Raw genomic sequence first — 25,742 nt, 5'->3', positions numbered from 1 at the left:
GCTATTTTTCCTATGCCAATGTATCAAACGCTTCCTTCATGACTTGTGCAATAAAATCGATATCATCGCTCGTGGTGGTAAACGGCGGAGAGAGTGTCAGCACGTTGTTGAAGCTCGGAATCGTGTCACCATTACGCCCGATGATTAACCCCCGCTTCTTGCACTCGGCAATCACCTGCGTCAATTTCGCTGGAGCGGCTGGTTCCTTCGTCTTGCGGTCTTCCACCAGCTCGATTCCCATCAGGAAGCCGAAGCTGCGAATGTCTCCGACGTAAGGATGATCTGCAAGAAACGCCAGCTTCGCACGCAATTCTGCTCCAAGCTCCTCCGCTCTCTCTACAAGTTGTTCCTCTTCTAATATCTCAAGATTTTTCAGAGCAAGTGCGCATGCCGCGGGATTACCGCCAAATGTGTTGACGTGACGGAAATGCAGGTTGTTTCCTTGCTCATTGAATTTGTCTGCGATTTCGGCCCGCACAGCTGTTGCGGACAGCGGCAGGTAGGCGCTGGTAATGCCTTTTGCCATGGTCACGATATCCGGCTTGATACCGAAGTTTTGATGACCGAACTTTTGACCGGAGCGACCGAATCCACAGATGACCTCGTCTACGATCATCAGCACGCCGTACTTGTCGCAGATTTCGCGGACTTTTGGCATGTATTCCGGTGCTGGAACGAGGACGCCGCCTCCGGTAATCGTCGGCTCCATGATGACGGCTGCCACGGTCTTTTCGCCTTCCCAATTGATCACTTGATCGTAATACTGTGCGCACTCCAAATTGCATTTGCCATACGATTTACCAGCCGGACAGCGATAGCAATAAGGCGGAGGAACGTGTAAGAAGCCAGGAGCTAATGGCTCGTATTTTTCCTTGCGAATGGATTGACCCGTTGCAGCGAGAGCCCCCATCGTATTCCCGTGGTAAGCACGATGTCGCGAAATGAATTTGTAGCGTCCCGGCTCCCCGTTCTGATGATGGTATTGACGGGCAATCTTGAATGCGACTTCATTGGCTTCCGAGCCGCTGTTCGAGAAGAACACGCGATATTCCTCACCAAGCCATTCGCTGATCTTTTCAGAAAGACGTATAGCCGGTACGTGGCTTTGTGTAAGGGGAAAGTATGCCAATTGCTTCAACTGCTCGTAAGCAGCGTCCGCGAGCTCCTGTCTGCCATACCCAACGTTCACGCACCACAAGCCTGACATTCCATCCAGGTAGCGGTTGCCGTCGATATCCGTGATCCATGATCCGCTCGCTCCGGTCACGATCATCGGATTGGGATTGTAGGGAGACATATGGTGCCACATATGCGAACGGTCGGCATCCAGCAGGCTTTCTTTGTCAAAATCCTTTGTTACTTGTCCTTGTTCCATCGCACGCTCCTCCTTCGTTTCACGCAAAATGCGCAGCGGTTATTTTACAAACACTTTTTGCGAGCCGATGCTGGTATCGCCATCTTCAAACCACCTGGACGTGACCGTTTTCTTCTTGGTGTAAAACAGGACGCCATCCTTCCCGTTTGCATGCAAATCACCATAAAAGGACTCCTTCCAACCGGAGAAAGCAAAGAAGCCCATCGGCGCAGGTACCCCTACATTGACACCGACCATTCCCGCCTCCACTTGCTGGACGAATTCTCTTCCCCATTTTCCGTTGTTCGTATAAATCGTCGCGCCATTGCCAAAACGCGAGCGGCTGATTGTCTCCAAGCCTTCTTCAAAGTCACTCACACGCATGACACTCAAGACAGGCGCAAAGATCTCGTCACGAACAATGACCATCTCGGCATCTGCTTTGTCAAAAATCGTAGGTCCGAGGAAGTAACCATCAGGCAGCTGCTTCGCGTCCTCGCGTCCATCCCGAACAAGCGAGGCACCAGCAGTGACACCTTTTTCAATATAGTCATGAACTTTGGACAAGTGTGTATCGCGGATGACAGGACCGAGATCGATCCCTTCCTCCAAACCATTCCCCATCGCAAGGGCGTTGGCTTCCTCAATCAAATGCGCGATTAGTTCATCGGCAATCTCATCAACAGCCACTACCGCACTGGCTGCCATACACCGCTCTCCTGCACAGCCGAATGCTGAACTCGTGATCGTTTTCGCCGCCCGCTTCAAATCCGTATCAGGCATGACCAGATGGTGGTTTTTCGCTCCAGCCAGTGCTTGCACGCGCTTCCCGTTCGCTGCTGCTGTTTTGTACACATATTCGGCAACGGGCTGAGAGCCGACGAATGAGATCGCTTTTACATCCGGATGCTCTAACAAACCGTTGACGACATCGTGCGCGCCGTTCACAACGTTGAATACACCGTCTGGCAGTCCTGCTTCCTTGAGCAGTTCAGCGATCCGAATAGAGGACAGCGGCGTACGCTCAGACGGCTTCAGTACAAACGTATTCCCCGCAGTAATCGCAATCGGGTACATCCACATCGGAACCATCACAGGGAAGTTAAACGGTGTGATCCCGCCCACGACTCCCAGCGGAAAGCGGATCACCTGACTGTCGATGCTGCTTGCGATATTCGGCAATGTCTCCCCCATCATTAGAGTCGGCATCCCACACGCGAACTCTACCATTTCCAGCCCGCGTAATAGCTCAGCCTGAGCCTCAGGCAGATTTTTGCCGTTTTCCATAGTGATCATGCGGGCTAATTCATCCTCGTGCTTCATGAGAAGACTATGAAAACGAAACATAATGCGAGCACGATCCACGACAGGGGTAGCGCTCCAGCTCACGAACGCTTCCTTCGCAGCAGCAACAGCCTTGTCCACATCGTCTCTCGTCGACAGTGGTACGCGTGACAGCAATTCGCCTGTTGCCGGATTGGGCACATCCTCAAAGCGTGTCGTGAGCGAATCCACCCACTGCCCCCCGATATAGTTTTTCAACGGATTTCCAACTGTAGCTGTGTTCATCCCTTCAACTCCTCACGTTCAATTAATTGACAATTCCATTTTATCCAAAAACAATGCCTGTCAGCACTAGACAAAGTGCTACACATTACGTAGGGTTAATCATACAAAGTGTAAATTGATGAGGTGATCCTGATGAGCAACGATTTGCGCCTGACCATTGCAGAAATCATCAAGCGTCCATTGTTTCAGCATACCCACGTGGTAGCGGGACATCGCGGGCTGTCTCGTCCGATTCGCTGGGTTCACGTCTTGGAGACGGCCGATACTGGGCAGTTTTTAAATGGAGGTGAATTGATCCTATCGACCGGACTGGGGTTTGGTGAAGAAAAGGAAAAGCGACTCGCGTATTTAACAGAGCTCATTCGGCGAAAAGCAGTCGGGTTGTGCATCGAGCTGGGACGTTACATCCCATCGATCCCTGACGATATGATTGAGCTGGCGAATCACCACCAGTTTCCGTTGCTCGTTTTTCATCAGCCTGTCCGCTTTGTGGACATCACGCAGGATTTGCACGAGCATTTGATCCATGCACAGATGCAAGCACTTCGCAATCTCGAAGCGTACTCTCGCAGTTTGCAGCAGCTCAGCCTGCAAGCAGCGGGCACGCTTAAGCTACTGCAGCATTTTCAGGTCGCGGTCCAAACCCAGGTGTTTTACTACTCACCGGATGGCTCCACACAATTTGCTCCAGTGGTTCCACATGACGTCGCCGTGGAGATGAGCGATTTGATGGGCTCGCATTTTTCCGAAATGGACAGTAGTACTGAAGCAGGCGTCCGCTTTCTCTCTCTATCTGTGACCAGGCAGCTTGCCTATCAGCCAGTGATGGTGATGGGTCACGTACTCGCCTATGTAGGCATTGTCTTGTATGAGCGCAGCGCGGATGAGTATTTGCTCTTGACCTTAGACAATACAGTCAGTGCGATGGCCCAACTATTAATGCGAAAAATGTTCGTCGAGGAACAGGCGCTCGCAACCGAAAATCGGTTGTTTGATGATTTGATAGCCAATCGCTCCCTATCCGAGGAGCAAATGCGTTCTCTGCTCGGGATGACTGGTGGCAGTAAAACCCCTTCGTTTCACATGATTATTCTATCGTTTGAAAAGTCAAAGAACCTGGTGGAAGACTCCCTTCCTCCGCACGATTTGACAGCCATATTCCGTTCGTTATTGACACGGCATCGCTTTCGTCCTTTCATCCGATGCATAGGCAATCGTTTTTACTTTTTGCTCATGGAGCAGCAGCCGCTTGCTGATTCACGTCGATCCCTCGAAAAAGCCTTTCGCGATGTCCAAAAAATGATAGGCCAAACACTTGGAGAGGATGTTCAAATCTGGATGGGGATTAGTCGGATGGGCAAACGGTTGTCTGAGGCTGGACGGCACCTCGCAGAGGCTGAGCAGGCACTGGCTTTTTACCATGAATCCTCCAGTCCGTTTTTCGCTGATCTCGGATTGTTTCGCCTCCTGTTTCACGTACCGAATGAACCCGTGCTAACAGTCTTTATTAGCGATTATCTCGGCCCGCTGTTAGCCCATGACCAAGCATATGGCTCGTCGCTCGTACAAACGCTTCGTGTTTATCTGGACGCTAACCTGTCCAAGCAAGAAGCTGCCCAGAAGCTGTTCATCCATCGCCAGACGCTCTATCATCGCCTGGAAAAAATCGAGGAGATTCTCGGGGAAGACTTCGCGGCTACACAAAACCGGATATGTCTGGAAATCGCACTGCGCGCAAGAGACTGGTTAAGCAAGGAAGAGTCCCATCACTAAAAAAAGACACAACCGTGGCTTCGAATCAGAAGACAAAGGTTGTGTCTGACATTTTATTTTCCTGGTTTTTTCATATACAGGCGATACTTTGCTTCCTTGCCTTCAGTAAGCTCGACCCGAATCTTGTACAGCCCGCTTTTTTCGAGATTCACCGTTAATTGCTTAGGATTGTCGGTACTTATTGCAGAAGCAAGCTCTTCTGACCGATTATCAGCAACGTATAAATCGACATTTGCATCCTCATCCCACTCCACGGTCAATTCCAAATCGCCTGGATCATTGACGCGGATCAAGTACTCCATTTCTTTCTGCTTCTTCGTCAGCTTCCCTGTTCGCGATGGTTTCTGTTCTGCTGGTGGTTTTGGTTCTTCTTCATCATCGACCTTTTTCCATTTTCCCGTTGTTGCAAGCGCATACGGCTGCGGACCTTTCGGGATGTTGTAGCCTTCGACGGTAACGGTGTAAGTCCCCTCTTCCGGCTCCATGATCCATATTTGTTCGACGTTGTTGAGGTTATCCACTTCGTCATTGTAGGGCGCCTCAAAAAAGTCGTTTCCGTTCAGTTTTTCTCCACTCGGCGTCGTGACCTTCAAATTCAAATCATTGACAAGCGCACGCTTTGCATTAATGGAAGCTGGATAATCCGTCCATGCAAGTGTAATCGCCAAAGGCTTGGTATCATCGGAGACTCCGACCTTATACGTCACTTTTTCGCGCGTCCGAATGCCATCCTTCTCGTCCTTGTAGCTCGTTTCGATCGCCTGCTCCAGATTAGCTCGACCGAAGCCTTGCTCTCGCATGTCTTCATCCAAGTTGTCTGCACCCGTCAGCAGCATCGCTTTCAATAACGCTCCACTCGGATTTTCTTCCCCTTCTTCATCCAAAAATTCGCGAATCTGAGCGACACCACCAGCCAAAATCGGAGTAGCCATGCTCGTACCGTTCATATAGGCGTAATGATCATTAAAACGCTTATAGAAATTTTTGCTCGGTGCCAGTGAAGAGCGCGTGGACAAAATCGCGGAACCAGGCGCCACAATATCGGGCTTCAAGCGCCCATCGCTGGTTAACCCCCGACTGCTCGATACCCAGATGTCATCTTTGTCATTGGAGTTCTTACCCAAGTTAGGCCGGACATTTTCCGTAGCCCCGACTGCAATGACGTTTTTGGCTGTAGCTGGGCTCCCGATCGTTTTATACCCCTTCTCGCCATCGTTTCCAGCCGCAATAAGCACCGTCATGTCTGGATGCTCCCATAAAAAGCGGTCAAACAGAAACGAAGACAGACTATACTCTCCCTTATCATCTGTCCCCCACGAATTGGAGTGAATACGAGCTCCCTCTTCGTATGCTTCCTGCAAGATCGTCTCGACATCCGTTACGAGCTTTCCTTTCCCGTTCTCAATCGAATGAAAAACGAGCTTCGCATCTGTGGCCATGCCTTTATACTGTCCATCTGATGCCTCTCCTGTACCGACAATCGATCCTGCCACATGCGTACCATGACCGTGGACATCACTGGCATCATTCGCTCGACCAAGGGAGATGAGCTTCTCGATTTGGCCCTTAAAATCTGGATGCATCGTTTGTAGATTCCCTGTATCAAGCCCAGTATCTGCAACTCCGACAATTTGTCCCTTACCGGTGTAGCCTGTCGAGGCGAGCTTGTCTGCGTGAATGATGGTTGCCGCTACATCATTGTGCAGCTTGTTTTCTGGCACGGGAACAACAGCGATGACATCGTCTGACTCAATTACTTGCTCGATGGTTTCTTGATCCATCTTCGCGATCGAAATATGCGGGGCATCTTCTGGTGTTTGTATTTCTCGGATGTCTTGATCCTCTGTCATTTCTGTCATCGTGTGAACCATGTCCACCCGTTGATTAAAACCGATGACGGCAACCTCGACCCGCTCTCTGTTTCCTCCTGGAAAACGAAGCTCGGGCGATACCTTGGATTGCGGAGTGAACGCCATAACGTCTTCGACAAAGGACAGCTCTTCCACTTCACTTCTCCATTGCTCGTCCTCTATTTTTGCGATGAATGCATAATCGGGTATGTAATCACCGAGCGTAATTCCGATATCCTCCAGCTCTTCTTTCCATTCCTCACGAACAGGGCCAGATAACTGAATAATGACGAGCTCGGACTCCCTCTCCTTCGACGACAGCTTGTCCAATGCAAGCCCTTTATCCGCTTCAATCTGGATATTTCCCCGACGCTCTCCCTCTTGCTTGGCGTCTGCCGGTATGCCTTCTAGCGAAAGTGTCAGAACAAGTGTAGCGCATAAAGCTGCATGCCATTTTTTTTGCAAACAAAACACCCTTCCCCCATGGCGTAATGTAACCATTCGTGCGAGTTCAAAAAGTCGACTTTTTGAACTACCCCTATTATAAGAGAAAGGGTGAATTGTCAAAAGAGTAAGAAGGCGCAGAAAAGGGACAAAAATTAAGTTTTTGCCCCATCCTCCGCTTCCGTCCACGCTAGCAGCGGTTGAAAATCAGACCATGCCAGCTTCATCAACATTTCCTGATTCCATTCCTGCTTCGGTATGCCCATCAGTCTCATGGCCTGGTTTTGGATCGCCTCTTGCAACAGGTTATGGCTAAAACGTCCGTTGCCATTCACCCGATGATCACTGACCGCTTTTTCCAAAGACCTCGCAATCATATCTAGAACGTTCTTCTCAATCGCATACCCAACCTCACACGCTGCCTGTTCGAGAATATAGACGAGCTCCTCTACGGTATAGTCGGCGAATGCGATGTATTTCTTAAACCGTGACAACAAGCCGGGGTTACTCATCAACAGTTGATTCATTTCCAATGGGTACCCTGCGAGGACCACAACCAGATTTTCTTCGTGCTTGGTCATCTCCTCGACGAGTGTGTCTACCGCTTCCTGACCGAAATCTCGCTCTCCCCCACCGAGCAGCGAATAGGCTTCATCGATAAACAGCACGCCGCCCAATGCTTCTCGAACTTTTCTTCGCGTAAGCGCTGCGGTCTGACCCACATACCCCGCTACCAGATCAGCTCTGCTCGCCGTAACGAGGTGACCGCGTTTCAAATAGCCGATCTCTTGCAAAATTTGTGCATACAGCTGTGCCACGGTCGTCTTCCCTGTACCCGGATTTCCGGTAAAGACGGCATGCAGCTCAATTGGACTTTTCGGCAGACCTCTCGCTGCACGCTCTTGCTGTACGGATACGTAGGCAGCTATTTTTTTCAGCTCTGTCTTGACTTGTGCCAGACCGATCAAGCCTTGCAGGCGCGCTTCCGCATTTCTTTCCTTTTGCGGTGCTTCAAACCCACGGACATCTTCCGGTTTCAGAATCGTAAAGTCATCCCACTTCAGTTCCTTCCCGTCTGTCTCGCGTCCCTTGGCAAAAATCGCATCGAGTACGATATTCGTGACTGCCCTCGCATTGCCAAACGTCTCGTCTACTTGCGCTTTTTCAATCCGCTGGCGCAACGTAATTTTTGCCGCATCTGTCAGCGTAAAGTCGTTCCGTACCGCAACCTCTTCGGCAATGTGGACCAGCTCATCCGCATCATAATCTGGCAATAAAAAGTGGCCCGTTTCCGGAAAACGACTATTCAGTCCAGGGTTGGCATATAGAAAATGACGCATTTCTTCCGGGTAGCCTGCCAGCATCACGACAAAACGCCCTGCGTACTCGCCGCTCGTCATAGCAGATACAAGCGTATCGATCGCCACCTGCCCGTAATCACTCCCCGAGCTGTCTGGACGTTTTAGGCTGTACGCCTCATCAATAAACAGGACGCCGCCATCAGCCTGCTTGATTGCTTCCATGACACGCTGCTCCGTCTGTCCGACGTAAGCTCCGACCAGCTGAGAACGATCTACCTCGATGAGCTGTCCTTTTGCTAGCAGTCCAAGCTCCTGATACAGCTTCGCAATCAATCGAGCCAACGTCGTTTTACCTGTACCAGGGTTCCCCATCAGCACGAGATGAAGCGGGAGCTGGTCTTGCATATGCCAGCCCTTTTCTTCGCGAAGCTGACGGTAGTGCAGGAATTGCGCTAGCTGCCGAACGCGATGCTTGATATCGTCCAAGCCGATCAAATGCTCCAATTGCTCCAGAGCAGACAGTTCCTGCTGTGGTGAATGATCGCTATCTTGTACGTCTTCCTTTCTTTGTGGCAGGAGCTGTTTCTTCTGTTCTTGTTGGTTGATTAGCGCGCGAATCGTCTCCTGCAATTGGACGAGCATTTCGCTTGAGTAAAAGACCCCCGATAAAGACGCTCCGTACGCTTGCACACGTTCTTGCAATTGTGCCAGTAAATTTTGCCGCTCCGTGTATAACTGTACGAGGCCAGCTGCTGTTGCTTCCGCCTCCGAATCGTTCCATTTTTGTGCGGCCTGTAACGTCTCTTCCGCAAGAGTGCGCCACTTTGTCATTTCAGCAAGCTCGTTGGTTGCTTGCTCCTCCAGCACCTCGACTGTTCGCCTGCGCATGACGACATTATCCGTTTCACGCACAGACTTGAAATCAGTCATGAATGTATGGGAGCGTAGCTGTGTAAAGTACAGCTCGAGCTTGACTTCGCCTGCGTTGCGATAATCAGGGGCTAGCTGAAGTGCACGATCCACCCATTCAGTTGCCAGCGTACGGCCTCCTGTTTTGTGCATCCGCATGACAGACATCCGCGTCAGCACCATCGCTTCCGTCAAATCGAGCTCTTCTCCTGGATGTTCTTGGCGATGCTGTTCGATCATTTGCAGTAATGATAAGCATTCACCTTCGGATAATGATTGGATGCTGGATGGATTTGCGCGATAACCTGCAATCAGTAACCTCGGGTCCCGTTCTTCTTGTTGCTGCATCTTTTGATTGCTCCTCCCGCTCCTTTGTTTCACTCCTGTTGTAGCATATTTAGCCGAACATGAAAAGTCCGTCAGGGTATGAGAACTACCCCTGACTCTCCGCTACCGTTCTTTTCACCATTTGTACGGCGAAAAAAGTCGCCAAAGCGATGAGGATACCCGCTATACCGAATTCGAGCCAGATTCCTCCCAAGTCTAACAGGATAGCCCCTACAATCGGACCTGCAGCCATCCCCGTATAGCGGATGAAATTGTACACGCCAATGGCCGTTGCACGCTCACGCTCAAATACTTCGGATAACATGATGGTGTGAGTGGACAGACCCACTCCCAAGGTCAAAGCAAACAGCGTACTCGTCACCATAAGCAGCAGCAAAGAAACATCAGCGGCAATCATAAAAAGAAACATAGCCAATGCATTGGAGCCAGAAGTCACCAGTAATGTTGTACGTGCCCCCCATAGATTTTGCAAAAAAGCAGACAGCTTGCTACTGATAATAAAGACGGCGGACACGAGCAAGAAAACCAATCCGATCTTCTCAGCGGTTATTCCATATTGGTGCGTCAATTGTGCCGGGAGAAACAGTAGAAAACAATAATAGGCGTACATTTGGGTAAAACCAATCAAAATGACGGATGCACCGACCGGGTGGAGCAAAATATCACGGAAAGACCCTAACGTAAACCCGCCTGATGATGTAGCTTGGTTGCTTTTCGTCTCGGGTAACAGTGTTGCGTTTATGACGACAAGAAAGACCGCGCAGATCGCCAAAAACAAAAATACAGCAGAATGTCCGCCAATGCCGCCTATCCAGCCACCTAACAACGGACCAAGTGCCGGACTAAGCGCTAATATCATCTGATACGTGCTCATCGCAGATGCACGATTACTACCTGTAAATAAGTCACCGATGATCGTTGCTGCCACAATTGGGATGGCAGCAAACCCAGCTCCTTGTAAAGCCCGGAAAAATAAAAGCCCATAGATCGAATCGACCAGATAACATCCAATTGACGCGATCGTATACAGGATCAGAGCAGGTATCATCACACGTTTTCGACCTAGCCGATCGATAAAGGGTCCGTAAATGATTTGCATGATCGCGAGCATGATGGTAAAGATCGAAACGGTCCAGTTAATCATGGTTGCACTCGTCTGAAACTCTTGTTGCATCACTGGCAAAATAGGCATAAACAAATTTTGCGCGAACATACCTAGCAAGAGTGTTATCCCTAGCAGGTACAGCACTTTTTTGGGACTCATGATTGCTCTCCTCTTATCCTGATATTATTGTGTCTACGGAAACCATTTGCGCAAAAAAAGCTAGCGCAGGTTTGTATTTTTCCCTAGTTCATCCGTTGCTTCTCGAATGACATTCTCCAGAAATGACAATTCATCGGAAGTATACCTCTCCAAAAATCGGTGCATATCGATCTGCAGTCGCTGATGGTAGCTTGCGTGAATCTCATTGACCAGCTCTCCTACTTTTGTCAGCCGAAAAAAAACTTCCTTCTGGTTGTCCTCAAGCTGGTAGCGGTCGAGCAGTCCTTTTTTCAACAGCTTGACTGTTATTTTGGATATCGCACTCTTGGTTACGCCAATATTTTGTGCAATTGTCGTAACATTTACTCGATCTTTATCGCCTACCTCTTGTATGACGTGAAGCTCCGTTAACGATAGCTTTCCGACTTTATCGTAATCGGGAACGCTGCTTCTGATCTGTCGTATAAGCAGTTCTTCACGTACCTTGCTGCGCTCCTCCTGCTTATGTAGAAAGGTGATCCATTGATTCCATATCTTATTTTTAGGGTCCAATGCAGCATCAACTCCTCATCTATTTCGGTATTTTGTTTCCGAGGAAACAATAGTACAATACCACGAGATTTCATTTCGTGCAAGAAAAAACCGCAGCCCTGCATTCGCAAGCTGCGTTCCGAGGCCAGAAGCTATCCATTTACATTGCCCAATTCCTTGTCCGCACTGAAATGAGCACGAGCAGCTTCAAATACTTCGCTTTCCGATCCTGCTGAGATTTTAAAGCTCGATACCACTTTCTTGCCGCATCGCACTTCTACATTATACTGTGAATCACCATCATACGTAGACTCGAAATGATAATCCTCACCATTGACCTGAATAGTTCGCTCCATGGTTACACCTCCCACCCTAGTGTGACCAAGCAACATGGCTATCATCCAACATTTTGTTGCAAAGAGATCGTTTTGCCCGTCGCAGCAGACTCCATGGCCGCTTCGATAATCAAAAGAGCCATGAGCCCATCTTGCCCTGTTACGAGTGGCTTTGTTTGATTACGGATCGCTTCTACAAAGGAATTGATGACTCCGCTGTTTGTCTGGTTATCGTTCGTCTGGATTGCTCCCGTTTGCTCCACTCTTCTCTCGCCACTCGCTGTGATGACCTCTATATCTTTTAGTGGGTCCGCAAAAATTTTCATGATTCCACGCTCGCCATAGACAATCGTACTATTGTCTTCTTCACCGTAGTAGCTCCAGCTAAAAGAGGCGGTACCCACCGCGCCCGACTGCGTTCTCAGCAGGCAGACCATATGATCACATACTTCTATTGGATTGCCTCCCTCATCCTTTTTGTCCAACACACCCGTGAGTGCACTGACCTCAACAATTTCCTCCTGGAGCAAATAGCGCAGCAAATCTACTTTGTGGATGCCCAAATCTCCTGCAACCCCCAAAGTTGAGCGACTCTTTTTGAAAAACCAGGTCGCATTTGTTTTGTTGATACTCCAATGCTCAGGCCCTTTATGACCGAAGCTTGTTTTAAAGGAAAGGATGCGGCCCAGCTCACCTGAAGCGATGATCTCGCGCGCTTTTTGATGTGCGGTGACTAGTCGCTGATTATGGTCGATCATGAGAATCGCACCCGTCGCTTTGGCTGCTGCAAGCATAGTCTGCGCACCTTCACTCGTCGTCGCGATCGGCTTCTCACACAAGACATGCTTGCCAGCCAGTAGTGCCTCTGTCGTGATGATATGGTGCATTTCATTAGTAGAGCAGTCGCTGATCGCTTGTATTTCTGGATGGTGAACGACCTCTTGCCAGCTAGCTGCTACCTTTCCCCCATACTTCTCTGCCAATCTTTGCGCGCGATCTGGATTGGGGTCATACACAAGGAAAAGCTCGACAAATGGATGGTTGTGATATTCCGGCGCATGCCGTTCGTTTGCAATAGAACCACAGCCAATGATGCCTACTTTTATGCTCATGTTTACTCCTCCTTTATGCTTGGCTCTCCGCGTAGCAACACCTCAGCTGATATGAAGGTCTGTTCCATATTGGATTAATTGCAGCTTCTTCGCTACAGATTGGGACGAAAAATTATCCCATGAGGTGCTATACAATGCCAATCTCTCCTGGTTTTGAACCTCTGCTGCCCATCCATTTGAAACTTCTACCCCATACGCTTTTCCACGATATTCTTCGATTGTGTGTAAACTTGCTTCGGCAGCTTTCGCTGACTGTCTGGCACTACAACATACAGAAACAGCCCTATCATTTTGAACGATTGCATAGCAAGGCTGCTTATATTCCCATTCGTCAAATGTATAGGGAAAGTGAGGTAAAAGTAACTCTTTATTCGACTCCGTTATTTGTATCGCCTTCGTTGATCGCTCTCGCACATCGGGGAACAGAAACGCTGGACCAATCGAAACATGCTGAATCGGTTGAACTCGATTTAAAATATGAATGATTTCGGCGACTGGAGTACCTGACCCTATAGAAATAGCTCTTTCCAATTCTTTTACAACATGGTCAGTGAGAAGATGATGATACCTGATTACAGTACCTCCCTTTGTAGCACCAATAAAAAATCGCGGCGCATCATCGTGCGGGGGTTCGTTTATAAGTGTGATGCGACCATCCGTATCGTGTTTAAACAAGACGTTCACATGAATGTCCATCAGCTCCATCTCATTCAACAATAAACACTCCTCCTAACAAAATGTGAAATTGTATCCGGCAGTGGATGCTTCGGTTTACATTATTCATCTCATATAACTTCGCTAAATACAACGAATATTACAAAAATACAAACAAAAAAGAACGGGTTTCATCCCGTCCCTCGTCTATTATTCTACCGAGTATACTTTTCGACTAGGCAGCTCCAAACAATGCAGACGTCCACCGAATACGGCACCACCGTCAATGCCGATGATCTTGTTATCTCCGTAATACACATCATGCTTGCCGTGCAAGTAGCTGGTCGGCGTGTGTCCAAAGACGACAGTCTTCTCACCCTGGTAGCCTTTATGGAATTCATCACGAATCCACATCAGCATATACGGGTCAGTCTCTGCAACAGGAGTCTGTGGATGTACTCCCCCATGGACAAAAATATAATCATCCGTTTCATAATAGCAGTCCAGCCCAGCCAAAAATTCCAGATGCTCTTTGACCGCCGACGTGATTTCCAAGGTCTCTGGTGCCCCAGACTCTGTAGCTGCTGCGGCATGACCATAGCTCGCCAACGTTTGTTGGGCGCCATTACGGAACCATCGCTCAATAAATACAGAGTCCTGTTCAAACGATTTGACCATCATATGATCATGGTTGCCCATCAACACGATTGCTCCTTCTGCATGGAGCTGTTTCACCTTGTCGACGACACCTTTGGACTCTGGCCCACGGTCTACATAATCACCCAAGAGGATCAGTTGATCGTTTTGTGGATCGTAATGAATTTGTTCCATCAACGATTCCAGTTTCTCCAATTCCCCATGAATATCGCTGATTGCCAACAATCGTTTCATCCTACACCCTTCTTTCACTCGTCTGCTGCTTCTAAGGTCCTGCATTGTCTCCCTTATTGTACGCCCCATTTTGCTTGATTGCTAGCATGTCTGTCCCTTGTGGCTGGCAAAAACAGAAATAAGGCCCTGGCCCAAAAATCTTTAACGGCCAAGGCTATTCCTTCTTTCATCTTTTATTTACTCGGCATCTCATTCCAGAACGTAATTTCATCTACATCCAAACGCGTTGTCGGATGACCAGCTTGTGCTGCTTTTCCGACGGCAATCAACATGACGGTTTCATATTGATCCGGGATTTGGAAGGCTTCCTTGAACTTCTCGCTGTTATAGCCTCCCATTGGCACAGTGTCATACCCTCTTGCTTTCGCGACAAGCATGAATTGCATCGCGACGATACCACCGTCAACCAAGGCAATTTCTTTAATAATTGCACGATCACGATTTTCATAGCGCTTGTTGATATTTTCGATCAGTGTGCCTTTCACTTCCTCTGTCATGTAGCCAGCTTCGATCGCTTTATTGTAAATGCTCTCGGCTTTTTTATAGCCTTCATAATCAGCCAAAACAGCGATAACGGCAGCAGCGTCTACCACCTGCTTTTGGTTGAACGCAATGGGGAGCAGCTTCTCTTTCAATGGCTGTTCATCAATGATCAAAAAACGCCATGGCTGGAGATTGGAGCTGGAAGGTGCTAACGTCGCTTCCATTATCATTTCTTTTAGTTCATCCCGGGAGATTTTTGCTGTTGGATCGTAATGACGTACAGAACGACGCTCACGAATGACGTCCATAAATGCCTTTTGCGTGATGACTTTTTCCATGATTACATCCTCCATTAGTAAGTTACTAACTTTATTATACAAGAACTGGTGTTCAAACTGTATCACATATTCCATTTGTCTGGCAATCTTTTCTTATGCAAAAAAACGCTTTGGCTGTACGACACACATCCTGACATGGATGCATGCACGTCACCAAAGCGTTTATCTGTTATACCGGGGAAAACGCTGACAGAACGGTTGGCTGTCTCACTGTCTCTCCATTCGGAAGTTCGACAACGAGATGGCCACTCCCCTCGTCCCCATCTGCTTCCCATCGCAAGGAAAATGGTTGGCGGCTAAATGCTTCCTCTTCGTCCAAACAACCGAGCATCGCCTTCAATGTGTCTGACGTAATCGGAACAGGCACACTTGCCCCTTGCTCTTGAGGAAGGGAGAGCAGCTTCGGTGCGTCTTCGAAATATTGCACAGTATCAAGGAGCAGCGAAACCTGCTGCCAGCTTAGCAGTGAAACAAAGGCTTCAAACGCCATTTCTTCATCATTCCTTCTATTCTCCATGATCTCCATCGAACAAGCTAGCCTGGGCATTTGGTGCTTTCTGTTGTCCTGCTGCCCCTGCTCCGTCTCCTGAGCCTTTTGTTGCCGCCTCATCCTTCGATTCATCCGTTGGCAAGACGGTCTCAAACGAAACTGCTTTTACGCCGCCCTCCACCAGATTTCGGCCGATACCGCCTTGTTCGTTGACGATTACTTGTTCTGTCTCGACAAGCGTCCATTCATTCTGCGCCGTCCACGCATAGACGTTTTCGTCGATGAAGATCGCCACAAGCTCATGCGGGTTATTTTTGCGCTTACGAATCAGCTGTACTCCTTTACCTGCGCGAGCCTGCAATGGGATCGCCGTAATCGCCGTACGTTTTACAACTCCTTCAGCAGTCAACAAACTAAAGGCACGAGCGTCCTCTTCCTCAATCGGAAGCATCGTGATCACATCGTCGCCAGAAGCAAGCGCGATTGCTTTTACCCCACTAGAAGCTCGGCCGGTTGCGCTGACTTCACTGCGCTGGAATCGAATGCCCATGCCGTCCTTCGTCCCACCGAGTATCGCTCCAGCTTCATCCGCTACAAACACATTCACGAACTCGTCATCGTCTGCTTTCAGCTTCGCTGCTACCAGGGCACTGGAACGATTCGTTTCGTATTCGGACAGCGCTGTCTTTTTCATCAAACCATTTTTACTTACATGATATACATACAATGGTTCCTTGAAGTTCTCAACAATCGTAAAACCAACGATCCGCTGATTCTTCTCCAATGGGATGATGTTAACCAGTGCGGAGCCGATATCCTTCCACTTATCATCCGGGAAGGCATTGACCAGTGTGGCAAAGTACTTGCCGTCCTGAGTAAAGAAGAGAGCGGTGTGGGACGTATTCGTCTCCATGAAGTAGCGTACCCGGTCTCCTTCTTTTACGCCACACGTCTCCAGCGTTCCCCCTACTGATCTGAAGGAGCGCGGGCTCGTCCGCTTGATGTACCCTTCGTTTGTGAGGGTCACGATGCAATCCTCAGCATTGATTTGCATCGCAATGTCGATCTTGATTTCCTCAATCTCACCCTGGATTTCAGTCAGGCGCTCTTCCGCGTACTTCTTCTTGATCTCGTTCAGCTCGCCAGTGATGACTTGAATCAGCTTTTTCTCACTAGCCAGAATCGATTTAAGCTCCTCGATCTCTTTTGCCAGTGTTGCCAGCTCTTTTTCCAGCTTGACGATATCCAAACGGGTCAAGGAAGCGAGCTGAATGCTCAAAATCGCATCTGCTTGTGTATCCGTGAAGCCGTATTTCTCCATGATGTTTTTCTTGGCATCTGCACGGTCTTCCGAATCCATAATCGTGTCGACGATTTCACGCAGAATGGACTTCGCGCGAATCAAGCCTTGTACGATATGCTCGCGATTTTGCTTCCGTGCCAGATCGTAACTACAGCGATTCGTGACGACCTCTTTTTGGTGGTCGATATACGCACCCAGCAAGGCCTTGAGTCCCATCTGACGGATGGTTCCCTCATGAATCACGTTCATATTGTAATTGTAATAGATTTGCAGGTCCGTATTTTTGTACAGGTAGTTGAGGATCGCCTGCTCATCTGCTTCTTTGCGAATATCGACAACGATCCGGACTTTTTTCAGCTCCGCCTCTTTGCGACCGGTTTCATCGCGAACAGCCGTTGCCCCCTCGATTTTGCGCTCCATCACGAGCTCATCGATTTGGGCAACCAGCTTCGATTTGACGACTTCGTAAGGGATTTCGGAAATGACGATTTTTTTGATCTTCCCGCCCTTTGGCTCCTCTACATGGGTCTTGCCGCGAATGATGAATTGACCACGGCCTGTCTCAAACGCCTTGCGAATACCGGACAACCCTTGAACAATTCCACCTGTTGGAAAATCAGGGCCTTTTACGTGCTGCATCAGTTCATCCAGCGAAATATCCGGGTTTCTCATTTGGGCAACAGCCGCGTCGATCACCTCACCCAAATTGTGGGTAGGGATATCTGTTGCAAAACCAACCGCAATACCAGCAGCGCCATTCACGAGAAGATTAGGAAAGCGTGAAGGAAGAACTGCCGGCTGTTGGGCAGAGTTGTCATAGTTCGGGATAAATGTAACCGTATCCTTTTCAATATCGCGCAAAAGCTCGTTGGCCAATGCCGACAGCCTGGATTCGGTATAACGCATGGCTGCTGGCGGGTCTGCGTCCAAGCTACCGAAGTTTCCGTGGCCTTGAATGAGCACCTGCCGCATTTTCCACCATTGCGCCATACGTACCATCGTTTCGTAAATAGCGGAGTCACCGTGCGGATGATAGGTACCCATCACGTAACCAACCGTTTTCGCCGATTTCCGGTACGGTTTATCGTTTGTATTGCCTTCTTGGTACATGGCGTACAAAATACGTCGCTGTACCGGCTTTAGTCCATCGCGAGCATCCGGGATCGCACGTGAGAGAATAACCAGGTTGGCATAGTCTCCGAAGCGCTTTCCCATGATCTCTGCGAAGCTTTGTTTAATAATTTGATTGGACAGCATGCTTATTCATCCTCCCCCACTTCAAAGGTGACGTGGTTCTCGATCCACTCACGGCGTGGTGGGACTTTGTCACCCATCAAAACGGTTACGAGCTTCTCACAGTGAGCGAGGTCTTCCAGTTCAACCTTAATGAGCTTGCGCGTCTCAGGGTCCATGGTTGTTTCCCAGAGCTGATCGGCGTTCATCTCACCCAAACCTTTGTAGCGCTGTACTTCAGCACCGCGTCCAGCCTTTTTCAACGCCTGCTCCAGCTCGTAATCGCTCCAACAGTAAATCCCTTCTGTTTGCTTGCCCTTGCTCTGCTTTTTCACCTGATACAAAGGTGGCTGGGCGATATACAAATGACCAGCTGCGATCATTGGACGCATGTAACGGAAGAAGAAGGTCAAGAGTAGTGTCTGAATATGCGAGCCGTCGACGTCCGCGTCAGACATGATGATGACTTTGTCAAACGCACAGTTTTCGATAGAGAACTCTTCGCCGATATCGGTCTCGAGCACCTCAAGAATCGTCCGGAATTCTTCATTCGCCAATACTTCCGACAGCTTGGCTTTCTCCGTATTCAACGGTTTTCCGCGCAGACTGAACAATGCTTGGAACTCAGAATTACGCGCCTGTTTCGCTGAGCCCCCCGCGGAATCCCCCTCGACGAGGAAGAGCTCATTTCGCTTGGAGTCTCTGTATTGAGGCGGGGTGAACTTTTCCGAAATCGATTTGCGCTTTTTCGTTGTTTTGCCTTTCTTATCACCGCGCAGCGCTTCACGTTGTTTGCGCAGCTCTTCGCGAATTTCAGCAGAACGCAACGCCTTGTCAATCAGCAGCTTGCCTATTTCCGGATTTTCCTCGAGGAAGAAGCCTAGTTTTTCGGAAACAATCTGCTCCACGATTGCCCGTGCTTCTTCGTTCCCCAGCTTGTCCTTCGTTTGGGACTCAAACTGGACATCAGCCATTTGCAATGACAATACACCGAGGAAACCTTCCCGCAAATCGTTTCCAGTCAAATTCGGGTCTTTTTCTTTCAAGTACCCTTTTTTCCGGGCAAATTCGTTAAAGATCCGGGTCGTACCGTTTCGGAAGCCTGTTACATGTGTTCCGCCGTCCGTAGTGACAATCGAGTTGACGTAGGACACCAGCGTTTCCGCGTAGCCGTCATTGTACTGAAAGGCCAGCTCGACGTAGATGTTATCCTTTTCCCCTTCGAAGTAAACAATCGGATGAAGGGCGTTTTTGCCTTCGTTCAGGTAAGCCACGTATGACTTCAAGCCATCCTCGAAGTAAAACTCTTCCCGCTTCTTCTCAGGACCCCGTTCATCAATTAGAACCATACGAAGCTTTTTCAGAAGAAAGGCAGTCTCCCGGAAACGATCACGAATCGTCTCATAATCAAAGCGAGCATTTCCAAAAACGGCATCATCCGGCAGGAAGCGTACAGTCGTTCCCGTGCGTTTGGTGTTCCCAGTGATTTCAAGACCCGTCACTGGTTTGCCGACATGCTCCAATCCGTTTGCATCGACAACATACTCAAAGCGCTGCTTATGAATTTTGCCTTCGCGATGGATTTCGACCTCAAGCCATTTGGACAAGGCAACAACGACACTGGAGCCTACACCGTGTAATCCACCACTTTTTTTGTAACCGCCGCCGCCGAATTTACCACCGGCATGAAGCGTTGTAAAAATAACTTCTGGCACAGGTCGCCCAGTCTTATGCATACCAGTCGGAATCCCGCGTCCATGGTCTTCAACGCTGACGCTGCCATCCTTGTACAATGTGACGATGATGCTATCGTTAACACCAGCGAGTGCCTCGTCTTTCGCGTTATCTACAATTTCCCACAACAAATGATGCAGGCCACGCGAGCCAGTGGAGCCTATGTACATTCCAGGCCGTTTTCGAACGGCAATCAAGCCTTCTAAGACCTGAATATCTTCTTCCGTATACGTTAGTGTTTGCTGTGTATCTGTTTCCTTCAATCGCGCTCTCCCCTCTACTCTTCGGACACGTACAAAAACGTTTCATGCCTTTTTTGCTGATGGCTAGCGTCATATTCACCTTACTTGACAAAAAGCGAACACTTAATCGCTATTGTACCGTATGGTTCCCATAGTATTCAACGCCAGTCGCAAAATGGCCCAAAAAAGCCACCTCGCCCCTAGCGAGATGGCCGATTCTACTCAGTATTCCTCGTTTGACATTCGTTCTGTACATGACATGCATATTCCATTAATTAGTGTAGCACTAATGGTGAGGATTGGTCAAAACGAAAAACCAAAACATCTGTTTCCCTTTCTCTATTTCTCCCCCATCCTCGTAAATCCTGCTGCTATCAAGGAAAATATGCCTCAGGTATTTCCATTCATCCGCGTTTTGGCTTTGGGCATCCTAGTAAGGCATCGATTCCTGAGGCGAAAAGGAGGGGAATAATTTTGATCAGTGCTACCAAGCCGTTCGTCAAATTTCACAAGTATGATGCTGAGCTTGCTTCCGACGTTCATGCGTTAAATTCAGCCGGATACAACAGTGATGACATTTGGGTATTGAAATGGAACCCGGATAAAAATCACTCGAATCAACGCAACAATTTTTATAAATACAGTACGCACTTTGAAAGTGCCGTCGGTCACATTGACAGCATGGCGCATTTCTTTGACAATGGCGGTAAAGAACTCCGTACGCGACTCGAAAAGCTCGGTCTAACGAAAGACGAGTGCTCTGCGCTGGTTCGCGAACTGCAAGAAACGGACTATACATGCCTTCTCTGTGTACGAGACCTAAAGGATAACATAATTAAAATGAATGACTGATCGACCGCACGAAAAAGCCACTGCTTAGGTTTTAACGCCAGCAGTGGCTTGTTTCATTCTTACTTATCTTCTTTAATGAGTTCGATACCTTCCAGCACTTCGTTCAGCTTCGCGTAAACAGTGCTCTCCTCGTCCTCTTCCAGTGGCACCATTTCGCCACCGTCTACTTGGAATACGAAGATATCCACTTCTTCATCCTCTTCGCTTTCCTCATCTTCCAGTGCTTCAGCCAAGGCAATATATTCTTTACCGTTCAGGTCGAACATAGCCAATACTTCGAAATCCCCCAACGGTTCACCATTTTCATCATCCAGGGTAATGATATCGCCCAATTCGAGGTCTTTGTTCTCTTCTGTCAATGTGTTCACGTCCTTATGCTGTTATTCGTATACTGTTTCATCATACCGTTTTTTTCCGGGAGAAGCAAACAGGCGAATGACTCGCTGCCTTCGCTGCTCATGAAAAACAACCTACCCCCTCAGGCAGGTTGTTAGCTGATTACTCGCTATACTCCTCAAGAACACCCTTTTCAAGCAAAAATGCCTCTTCAGCCTGAAGAATAGTCACGATTGCTTCGCGCTTGACATACATCCCTGCAGACGCGAGACGGCTCTCAATAGCTCGAAGCAATTCTTCAAAATCAATGATCTGCACTTCTTGATCGCTCACAAAAAAACCTCCCTTTTCCCAAGCACCTTTTTCATTGTACACGAACAGGTCGTTTCTTCCAACTCCACCATTTTCGACGGATTGGTTTTAACAAATAAGCGCTCCATACGACGAGCACAAAGGAAAGAACCACATACACACAAGAGAAGAATAACCACGGCGCAAAGGTGATATCATCGGATTGATCAAAGGATTCCCCCAATATATCGAACAAAACGATGATCGGGTTCATGCCCGCCAGCATTTGCAGCTCATACATGCTCCAAACATCTGCATTGATATATCGTTCCGGATACGCCTGCTGCAAGGACTCCCCGATGAAAAAGAACAACAAGCCAGTACCTACCACAAAAAAGAAGGCTATCCCGTATGTGGTGACCGTCGAGATCGACGTTCGTTTAATCCAAGTCGAGCAAAACAACCCCAATGACCCGAGAAAAAACATATTCACTGCTAGGAATAGGACTAGCTGTACCATTTGTTCCGGGGAAACACTTCCGTACAGCATCACGATACTATACAAAGGCATCGATGCCACCAAGAGCAGTGTAGAGAATGCCAAGGACGTGATGAGCTTGCTCAAAATAATCGTTCTTGTTGATAGTTGAGTTGTCAGCAAAATATGCAAAGTCTGACGCTCTCTCTCGCCACTGATCGTGCCCGCAGTTAAGGCAGGCGCCACAAAGCAAACCATCGCGAAATGAATCCCCGCAGAAATCAGGAACAAATTACGGTTATCACCTAACGATTCAGCCTTCAGGGGATCCATGAGCAAAAAGCCCATTGGAATTCCCCCCATCACAAATAAGTAAACCAGTAAAACAAGCAACGTCTTTTTCGAGCGGAATCTGTCCCGCATTTCTTTTACCAAAAGAGGATTGAACAAGAAGTCGCTCACTCCATACCGACTCCTTCCGTGATCGCTAAGAAGACATCTTCTAAATCTTTTTTGGAATCGCCATAGTAGACGACTGCGACCTGCTCATCCAGCAGCTCTTGAAGCAATTCAGCCTTTTGCTGCTCGGTCCCTTGAAAATAGAAGCGAAAGCCTCCCATATAATCGGACAACTGATGTACATATGGAGAGCTTGCTAACAATAGGCCCGCTTTGTCTACGTTTCGCAATGCTCTTAGCTGCATCAGGCTCTGCCCTGTGTCCCGATTGCTGACCTCATGAACGGAGCCATAGGCAATTAATCTGCCTTTTTCGATGACACCAATATCATCACACAACTCGGCAAGCTCCGGTAAAACATGAGAGCTAATAATGATGGTTTTGCCCATTTCACGTAGCTGCTTCATGATCTCCCGCAATTCGATACGAGCTCGTGGATCCAGTCCTGATGCGGGTTCATCCAAAATCAGTACAGCAGGATCGTGAACAAGGCAGCGAGCCAGACTTAGACGCTGCTGCATCCCACGAGATAACGAATCCACGAACGCTTCTGCTTTGTGAGACAAATTCACCAGCTCTAATAGATCAGCGACAAGTGCCCGTCTTTTGGATGCAGGGATTTTGTAAGCACCCGCATAAAATTCCAGGTACTCCACCGCTGTCAAATTGTCGTACACGCCAAAAAAATCGGGCATATAACCAACAGACTGACGGACACTTGCTGGATCTTTTCGTACATTGTACCCGCAGACGAATGCCTCTCCTTCACTTTGCTCGAGAAGGGTCGACAGGATAAGCATCGTAGTAGATTTACCAGCACCATTGGGGCCGATGAAACCGAACACCTTCCCTGGCTCGATCGAGAGGTTCAGATCCGTCAACGCTTGCAAATTCCCGTATCTTTTCCCTAAATGAACGGTTTCGATTACCATTTCCGCACCCCCTCTACCTGGAAAATTGGCTCTGGTAAGGCTAACCGCGACGCTCCATTATGGGAAAAACGAAGCAATAACGTTTGATTCGGAGTCAATACTTGTTGGATTTCATCGTCGAGGACGAGTCTCGTTCCACGCTCGACAGGAATCCATTTTCCACTTTTTTGCTGGAAGTATTCCACACGGAAAGGCTTGAAAGAACTATGATTCAGCGGTACCGTAATCCGCTTCAAATCAAGCCCCGTTTTATCCGTTCGCAATTCAAACGTGATGCTGCCTTTCCCTAATTGCCATATATAGCCCGAACTATCATAGTCGCCCGTCACTTCCATCATGTCGGAATCTAGTGTGCCGTATGGAAGTGTGACCATACCTCGCTCGTCAGGCTGCAAAATAACGGGTTGTTGAACAACATTCCAGTAATGAGCTTGGTGAGGTACCTTCATCGTCATCAGCGGAATGGGTTCCGTGGTGATTCCTATGAGACGTATCTGATTGCCCTCGCCATACGCGATCACCCTGTCTTGCAGCTCCTTGACCCTTTCTTCGCGCGTCTTCAGCTCATCAGTCGGCATTTTCCTAGGCATAAACAAGGACTCCAGCGCAATATCGATTTGCTTTTCTTCCCCTTTTTTCAGAGGCCCTATCGGGATGCGCTGCAAACCAATTTCTACGTAGACTTGATCATAAGAATATACCGTATTGTTTATGACGAGTCCTTGCATGCGATTATCATTGACTTGCAAAGAAGGATTGAATGCGCCAATGTCGTGCATGACCCCAATGCTTATGGCCTGCTTCGGCGTCAAGTAAGGAAGCTTGCGGTAGGACAGTATTCCCTCTCTCTCTACCAAACCTTCTGGCAAATATTCATATTCATTTTTTCTAGCGCTTAATGGCAGTGCTAAAATGGATGGTTTCACTTCGACGTCGTAGTTACTTTCGTCCACCGCTAAAAATGTAGCTGCCGAACGCACATGAGCCAGCTTCTCATCTAATATGCCGATCTGGTTTACTGCGTAGCTACTACTCGTTTTCACAACGGATGGCTTTCCGACCGCGAATACAGCGACTGTTATAAGAATCGCGCAGGCTGGGATGACTCCCCACGCCCATTCAGGCCTTCTCATTCTTTTCAAAACAATGTAGGTCAGTGGCGCGATTACAATGACATAACCAGCCCATAACGCCACCATCCAAATCGGTGGAGGAGTCTGTACTTCCGGAATTTTTTTGCTCAAGTCTAAAAATGGAATCGTCAAGGTATCGTAAATGATATTGTCTTCAAAGATTTTCTTGGCTCCATGCTCGATCATGACATTTTGCCACAACTGAGGATTGAATTGCCACGATGCGAGCGGTTCAGCAGTCACATCATAGTTGACGAATAACAGTAAGCCTTTCCCACTCGCCTTGGAGACAAATAGTGGAAAATCCCGATTGTAGACGCCAATATTGCCATCTGGCGCTACCTTACCTATGTCATACTTTCCTAAAGCTTGTTTAAGCTCAACATCCCCCGACTTTCCAGCCTCAACGGGGAGAATATCAGCAAACCGCTGGATGACGCTATCCTGATTAGGACCGGCCGATACTACTACAATCCCGCCTAGCTTGATCCACTCCTTGATCGCTGCCATCTGCTGATCATTGATCGTAGAACCGCTATTTCCCGCGATCGCCAGTAAATCGATATTCTGATAAATCCACGATTGGTCAGGCAACATCTGCTCCGTAAGATTATGAACGGAAAGCGGGCGGTTCATTTTGGACTGGGATTGATTAACCGCCAAGAAGTGAAACGCATTCCCTCCTTCGCTCACCACACCGATGAAACGACCATCGCCTGGGAAAGGAATTCGCAGTCGTTCACTTTTGACGACTTGACCGTTTTGCGTCACCTGAATGTACCACTCATTTAGCAAAATTTGAGTAGGCATATCAAAGAACACAGTTGTACTCTTTCCTTGCTCAAGCTTTATCGGACGCCGGAAATTAACGTCTTTACTTTTATTGGCTTGTTTCTTGGATAGTTCTATTGCTCCTGTAAAATCCTCTTCCTGACTGGTTACCTTTACACCTACCCGCATCCACGTCTCATGCTTAATGATACCCCCTAAGGGCATCTCTATTTGTATGTCTACGTTGTTCTCTGCCATAGCTGGGCGTATAGAAAAGCTAAGCCATGTGATGACAAAGATTAACAACCATTTCCATCTCATGCTTGTTCCTC

21 protein-coding genes are annotated in these 25,742 nt (G+C 48.4%); 2 read left to right on the top strand and 19 right to left on the bottom strand.

From position 1 onward, the window contains the following. Window positions 1-10: 10 nt before the first annotated feature. Window positions 11-1,375 carry an aspartate aminotransferase family protein gene (locus AB1L17_RS01905; protein WP_412842948.1) on the bottom strand — a complete coding sequence of 455 codons (1,365 nt, stop codon included), beginning with the start codon at window positions 1,373-1,375 and terminating at the stop codon, window positions 11-13. 39 nt (window positions 1,376-1,414) lie between these two features. Then, window positions 1,415-2,923, bottom strand: coding sequence for a CoA-acylating methylmalonate-semialdehyde dehydrogenase (locus AB1L17_RS01900; protein WP_412842949.1), 1,509 nt, complete (start codon window positions 2,921-2,923; stop codon window positions 1,415-1,417). A 132-nt stretch (window positions 2,924-3,055) separates the two neighbouring features. Between AB1L17_RS01900 and AB1L17_RS01895 the strand changes: the two genes are divergently transcribed. Then, window positions 3,056-4,696, top strand: coding sequence for a PucR family transcriptional regulator (locus AB1L17_RS01895; RefSeq protein WP_412842950.1), 1,641 nt, complete (start codon window positions 3,056-3,058; stop codon window positions 4,694-4,696). Window positions 4,697-4,749: 53 nt separating this feature from the next. On the opposite strand, the gene AB1L17_RS01890 is transcribed toward AB1L17_RS01895, so the two are convergent. From AB1L17_RS01890 to AB1L17_RS01835, 12 genes are all read right to left on the bottom strand, one after another. Then, the gene (locus AB1L17_RS01890) at window positions 4,750-7,020 is read right to left on the bottom strand and encodes a S8 family serine peptidase (protein ID WP_412842951.1); all 2,271 of its coding nucleotides are present in this window, start codon (window positions 7,018-7,020) and stop codon (window positions 4,750-4,752) included. 125 nt (window positions 7,021-7,145) lie between these two features. Next, entirely contained in the window at window positions 7,146-9,548 is a 2,403-nt protein-coding gene (locus AB1L17_RS01885; protein ID WP_412842952.1) for an AAA family ATPase, read from the bottom strand. 85 nt (window positions 9,549-9,633) lie between these two features. Then, window positions 9,634-10,812 (bottom strand): MFS transporter, encoded by a 1,179-nt coding sequence (locus AB1L17_RS01880; protein ID WP_412842953.1) that lies wholly within the window; start codon window positions 10,810-10,812, stop codon window positions 9,634-9,636. A 60-nt stretch (window positions 10,813-10,872) separates the two neighbouring features. After that, complete coding sequence (locus AB1L17_RS01875; RefSeq protein WP_412842954.1) at window positions 10,873-11,364, bottom strand: MarR family transcriptional regulator; 492 nt, start codon at window positions 11,362-11,364, stop codon at window positions 10,873-10,875. A gap of 131 nt (window positions 11,365-11,495) precedes the next feature. Beyond that, window positions 11,496-11,699, bottom strand: a complete 204-nt coding sequence (locus AB1L17_RS01870; RefSeq protein WP_412842955.1) for a hypothetical protein — start codon at window positions 11,697-11,699, stop codon at window positions 11,496-11,498. A gap of 41 nt (window positions 11,700-11,740) precedes the next feature. Beyond that, window positions 11,741-12,790, bottom strand: a complete 1,050-nt coding sequence (locus AB1L17_RS01865; RefSeq protein ID WP_412842956.1) for a Gfo/Idh/MocA family protein — start codon at window positions 12,788-12,790, stop codon at window positions 11,741-11,743. Between the two features lie 42 nt (window positions 12,791-12,832). Next, entirely contained in the window at window positions 12,833-13,495 is a 663-nt protein-coding gene (locus tag AB1L17_RS01860; protein ID WP_412848860.1) for a GNAT family protein, read from the bottom strand. Between the two features lie 159 nt (window positions 13,496-13,654). Further along, window positions 13,655-14,335: a metallophosphoesterase gene (locus tag AB1L17_RS01855; RefSeq protein WP_412842958.1), complete on the bottom strand. Its 681-nt coding sequence runs from the start codon at window positions 14,333-14,335 to the stop codon at window positions 13,655-13,657. Window positions 14,336-14,508: 173 nt separating this feature from the next. Next, on the bottom strand, window positions 14,509-15,156 hold the full coding sequence (locus AB1L17_RS01850) for a nitroreductase family protein (protein WP_412842959.1): 648 nt from the start codon (window positions 15,154-15,156) through the stop codon (window positions 14,509-14,511). Between the two features lie 169 nt (window positions 15,157-15,325). Continuing rightward, the gene (locus AB1L17_RS01845; protein WP_412843289.1) at window positions 15,326-15,646 is read right to left on the bottom strand and encodes a hypothetical protein; all 321 of its coding nucleotides are present in this window, start codon (window positions 15,644-15,646) and stop codon (window positions 15,326-15,328) included. Between the two features lie 16 nt (window positions 15,647-15,662). After that, window positions 15,663-18,206 carry a DNA topoisomerase IV subunit A gene (gene parC / locus AB1L17_RS01840; protein ID WP_412842960.1) on the bottom strand — a complete coding sequence of 848 codons (2,544 nt, stop codon included), beginning with the start codon at window positions 18,204-18,206 and terminating at the stop codon, window positions 15,663-15,665. 2 nt (window positions 18,207-18,208) lie between these two features. Continuing rightward, window positions 18,209-20,179, bottom strand: coding sequence for a DNA gyrase/topoisomerase IV subunit B (locus tag AB1L17_RS01835; RefSeq protein ID WP_412842961.1), 1,971 nt, complete (start codon window positions 20,177-20,179; stop codon window positions 18,209-18,211). A gap of 453 nt (window positions 20,180-20,632) precedes the next feature. Here AB1L17_RS01835 and AB1L17_RS01830 point away from each other — a divergent pair, with 453 nt between their 5' ends. Continuing rightward, complete coding sequence (locus AB1L17_RS01830) at window positions 20,633-21,010, top strand: YflT domain-containing protein (RefSeq protein WP_412842962.1); 378 nt, start codon at window positions 20,633-20,635, stop codon at window positions 21,008-21,010. Between the two features lie 59 nt (window positions 21,011-21,069). On the opposite strand, the gene AB1L17_RS01825 is transcribed toward AB1L17_RS01830, so the two are convergent. The 5 genes from AB1L17_RS01825 to AB1L17_RS01805 all read right to left on the bottom strand — a co-directional run bounded on the left by AB1L17_RS01825 (window position 21,070) and on the right by AB1L17_RS01805 (window position 25,731). Then, window positions 21,070-21,369 carry a DUF1292 domain-containing protein gene (locus AB1L17_RS01825; RefSeq protein ID WP_412842963.1) on the bottom strand — a complete coding sequence of 100 codons (300 nt, stop codon included), beginning with the start codon at window positions 21,367-21,369 and terminating at the stop codon, window positions 21,070-21,072. Between the two features lie 139 nt (window positions 21,370-21,508). Beyond that, window positions 21,509-21,721 carry a hypothetical protein gene (locus tag AB1L17_RS01820; RefSeq protein WP_412842964.1) on the bottom strand — a complete coding sequence of 71 codons (213 nt, stop codon included), beginning with the start codon at window positions 21,719-21,721 and terminating at the stop codon, window positions 21,509-21,511. Then, window positions 21,711-22,577 carry an ABC transporter permease gene (locus AB1L17_RS01815; RefSeq protein ID WP_412842965.1) on the bottom strand — a complete coding sequence of 289 codons (867 nt, stop codon included), beginning with the start codon at window positions 22,575-22,577 and terminating at the stop codon, window positions 21,711-21,713. Before AB1L17_RS01815 ends, AB1L17_RS01820 begins: the two co-directional genes overlap by 11 nt. Then, window positions 22,574-23,506, bottom strand: coding sequence for an ABC transporter ATP-binding protein (locus AB1L17_RS01810; RefSeq protein ID WP_412842966.1), 933 nt, complete (start codon window positions 23,504-23,506; stop codon window positions 22,574-22,576). The genes AB1L17_RS01815 and AB1L17_RS01810 overlap by 4 nt, the downstream gene beginning before the upstream one ends. Then, window positions 23,500-25,731 (bottom strand): DUF8725 domain-containing protein, encoded by a 2,232-nt coding sequence (locus tag AB1L17_RS01805; protein WP_412842967.1) that lies wholly within the window; start codon window positions 25,729-25,731, stop codon window positions 23,500-23,502. The genes AB1L17_RS01810 and AB1L17_RS01805 overlap by 7 nt, the downstream gene beginning before the upstream one ends. Window positions 25,732-25,742 lie beyond the last annotated feature (11 nt).

The organism is Brevibacillus jepli, assembly GCF_047229145.1.
Taxonomy (GTDB): Bacteria; Bacillota; Bacilli; order Brevibacillales; family Brevibacillaceae; genus Brevibacillus.
This window is presented reverse-complemented; position numbering and strand designations above follow the sequence as displayed.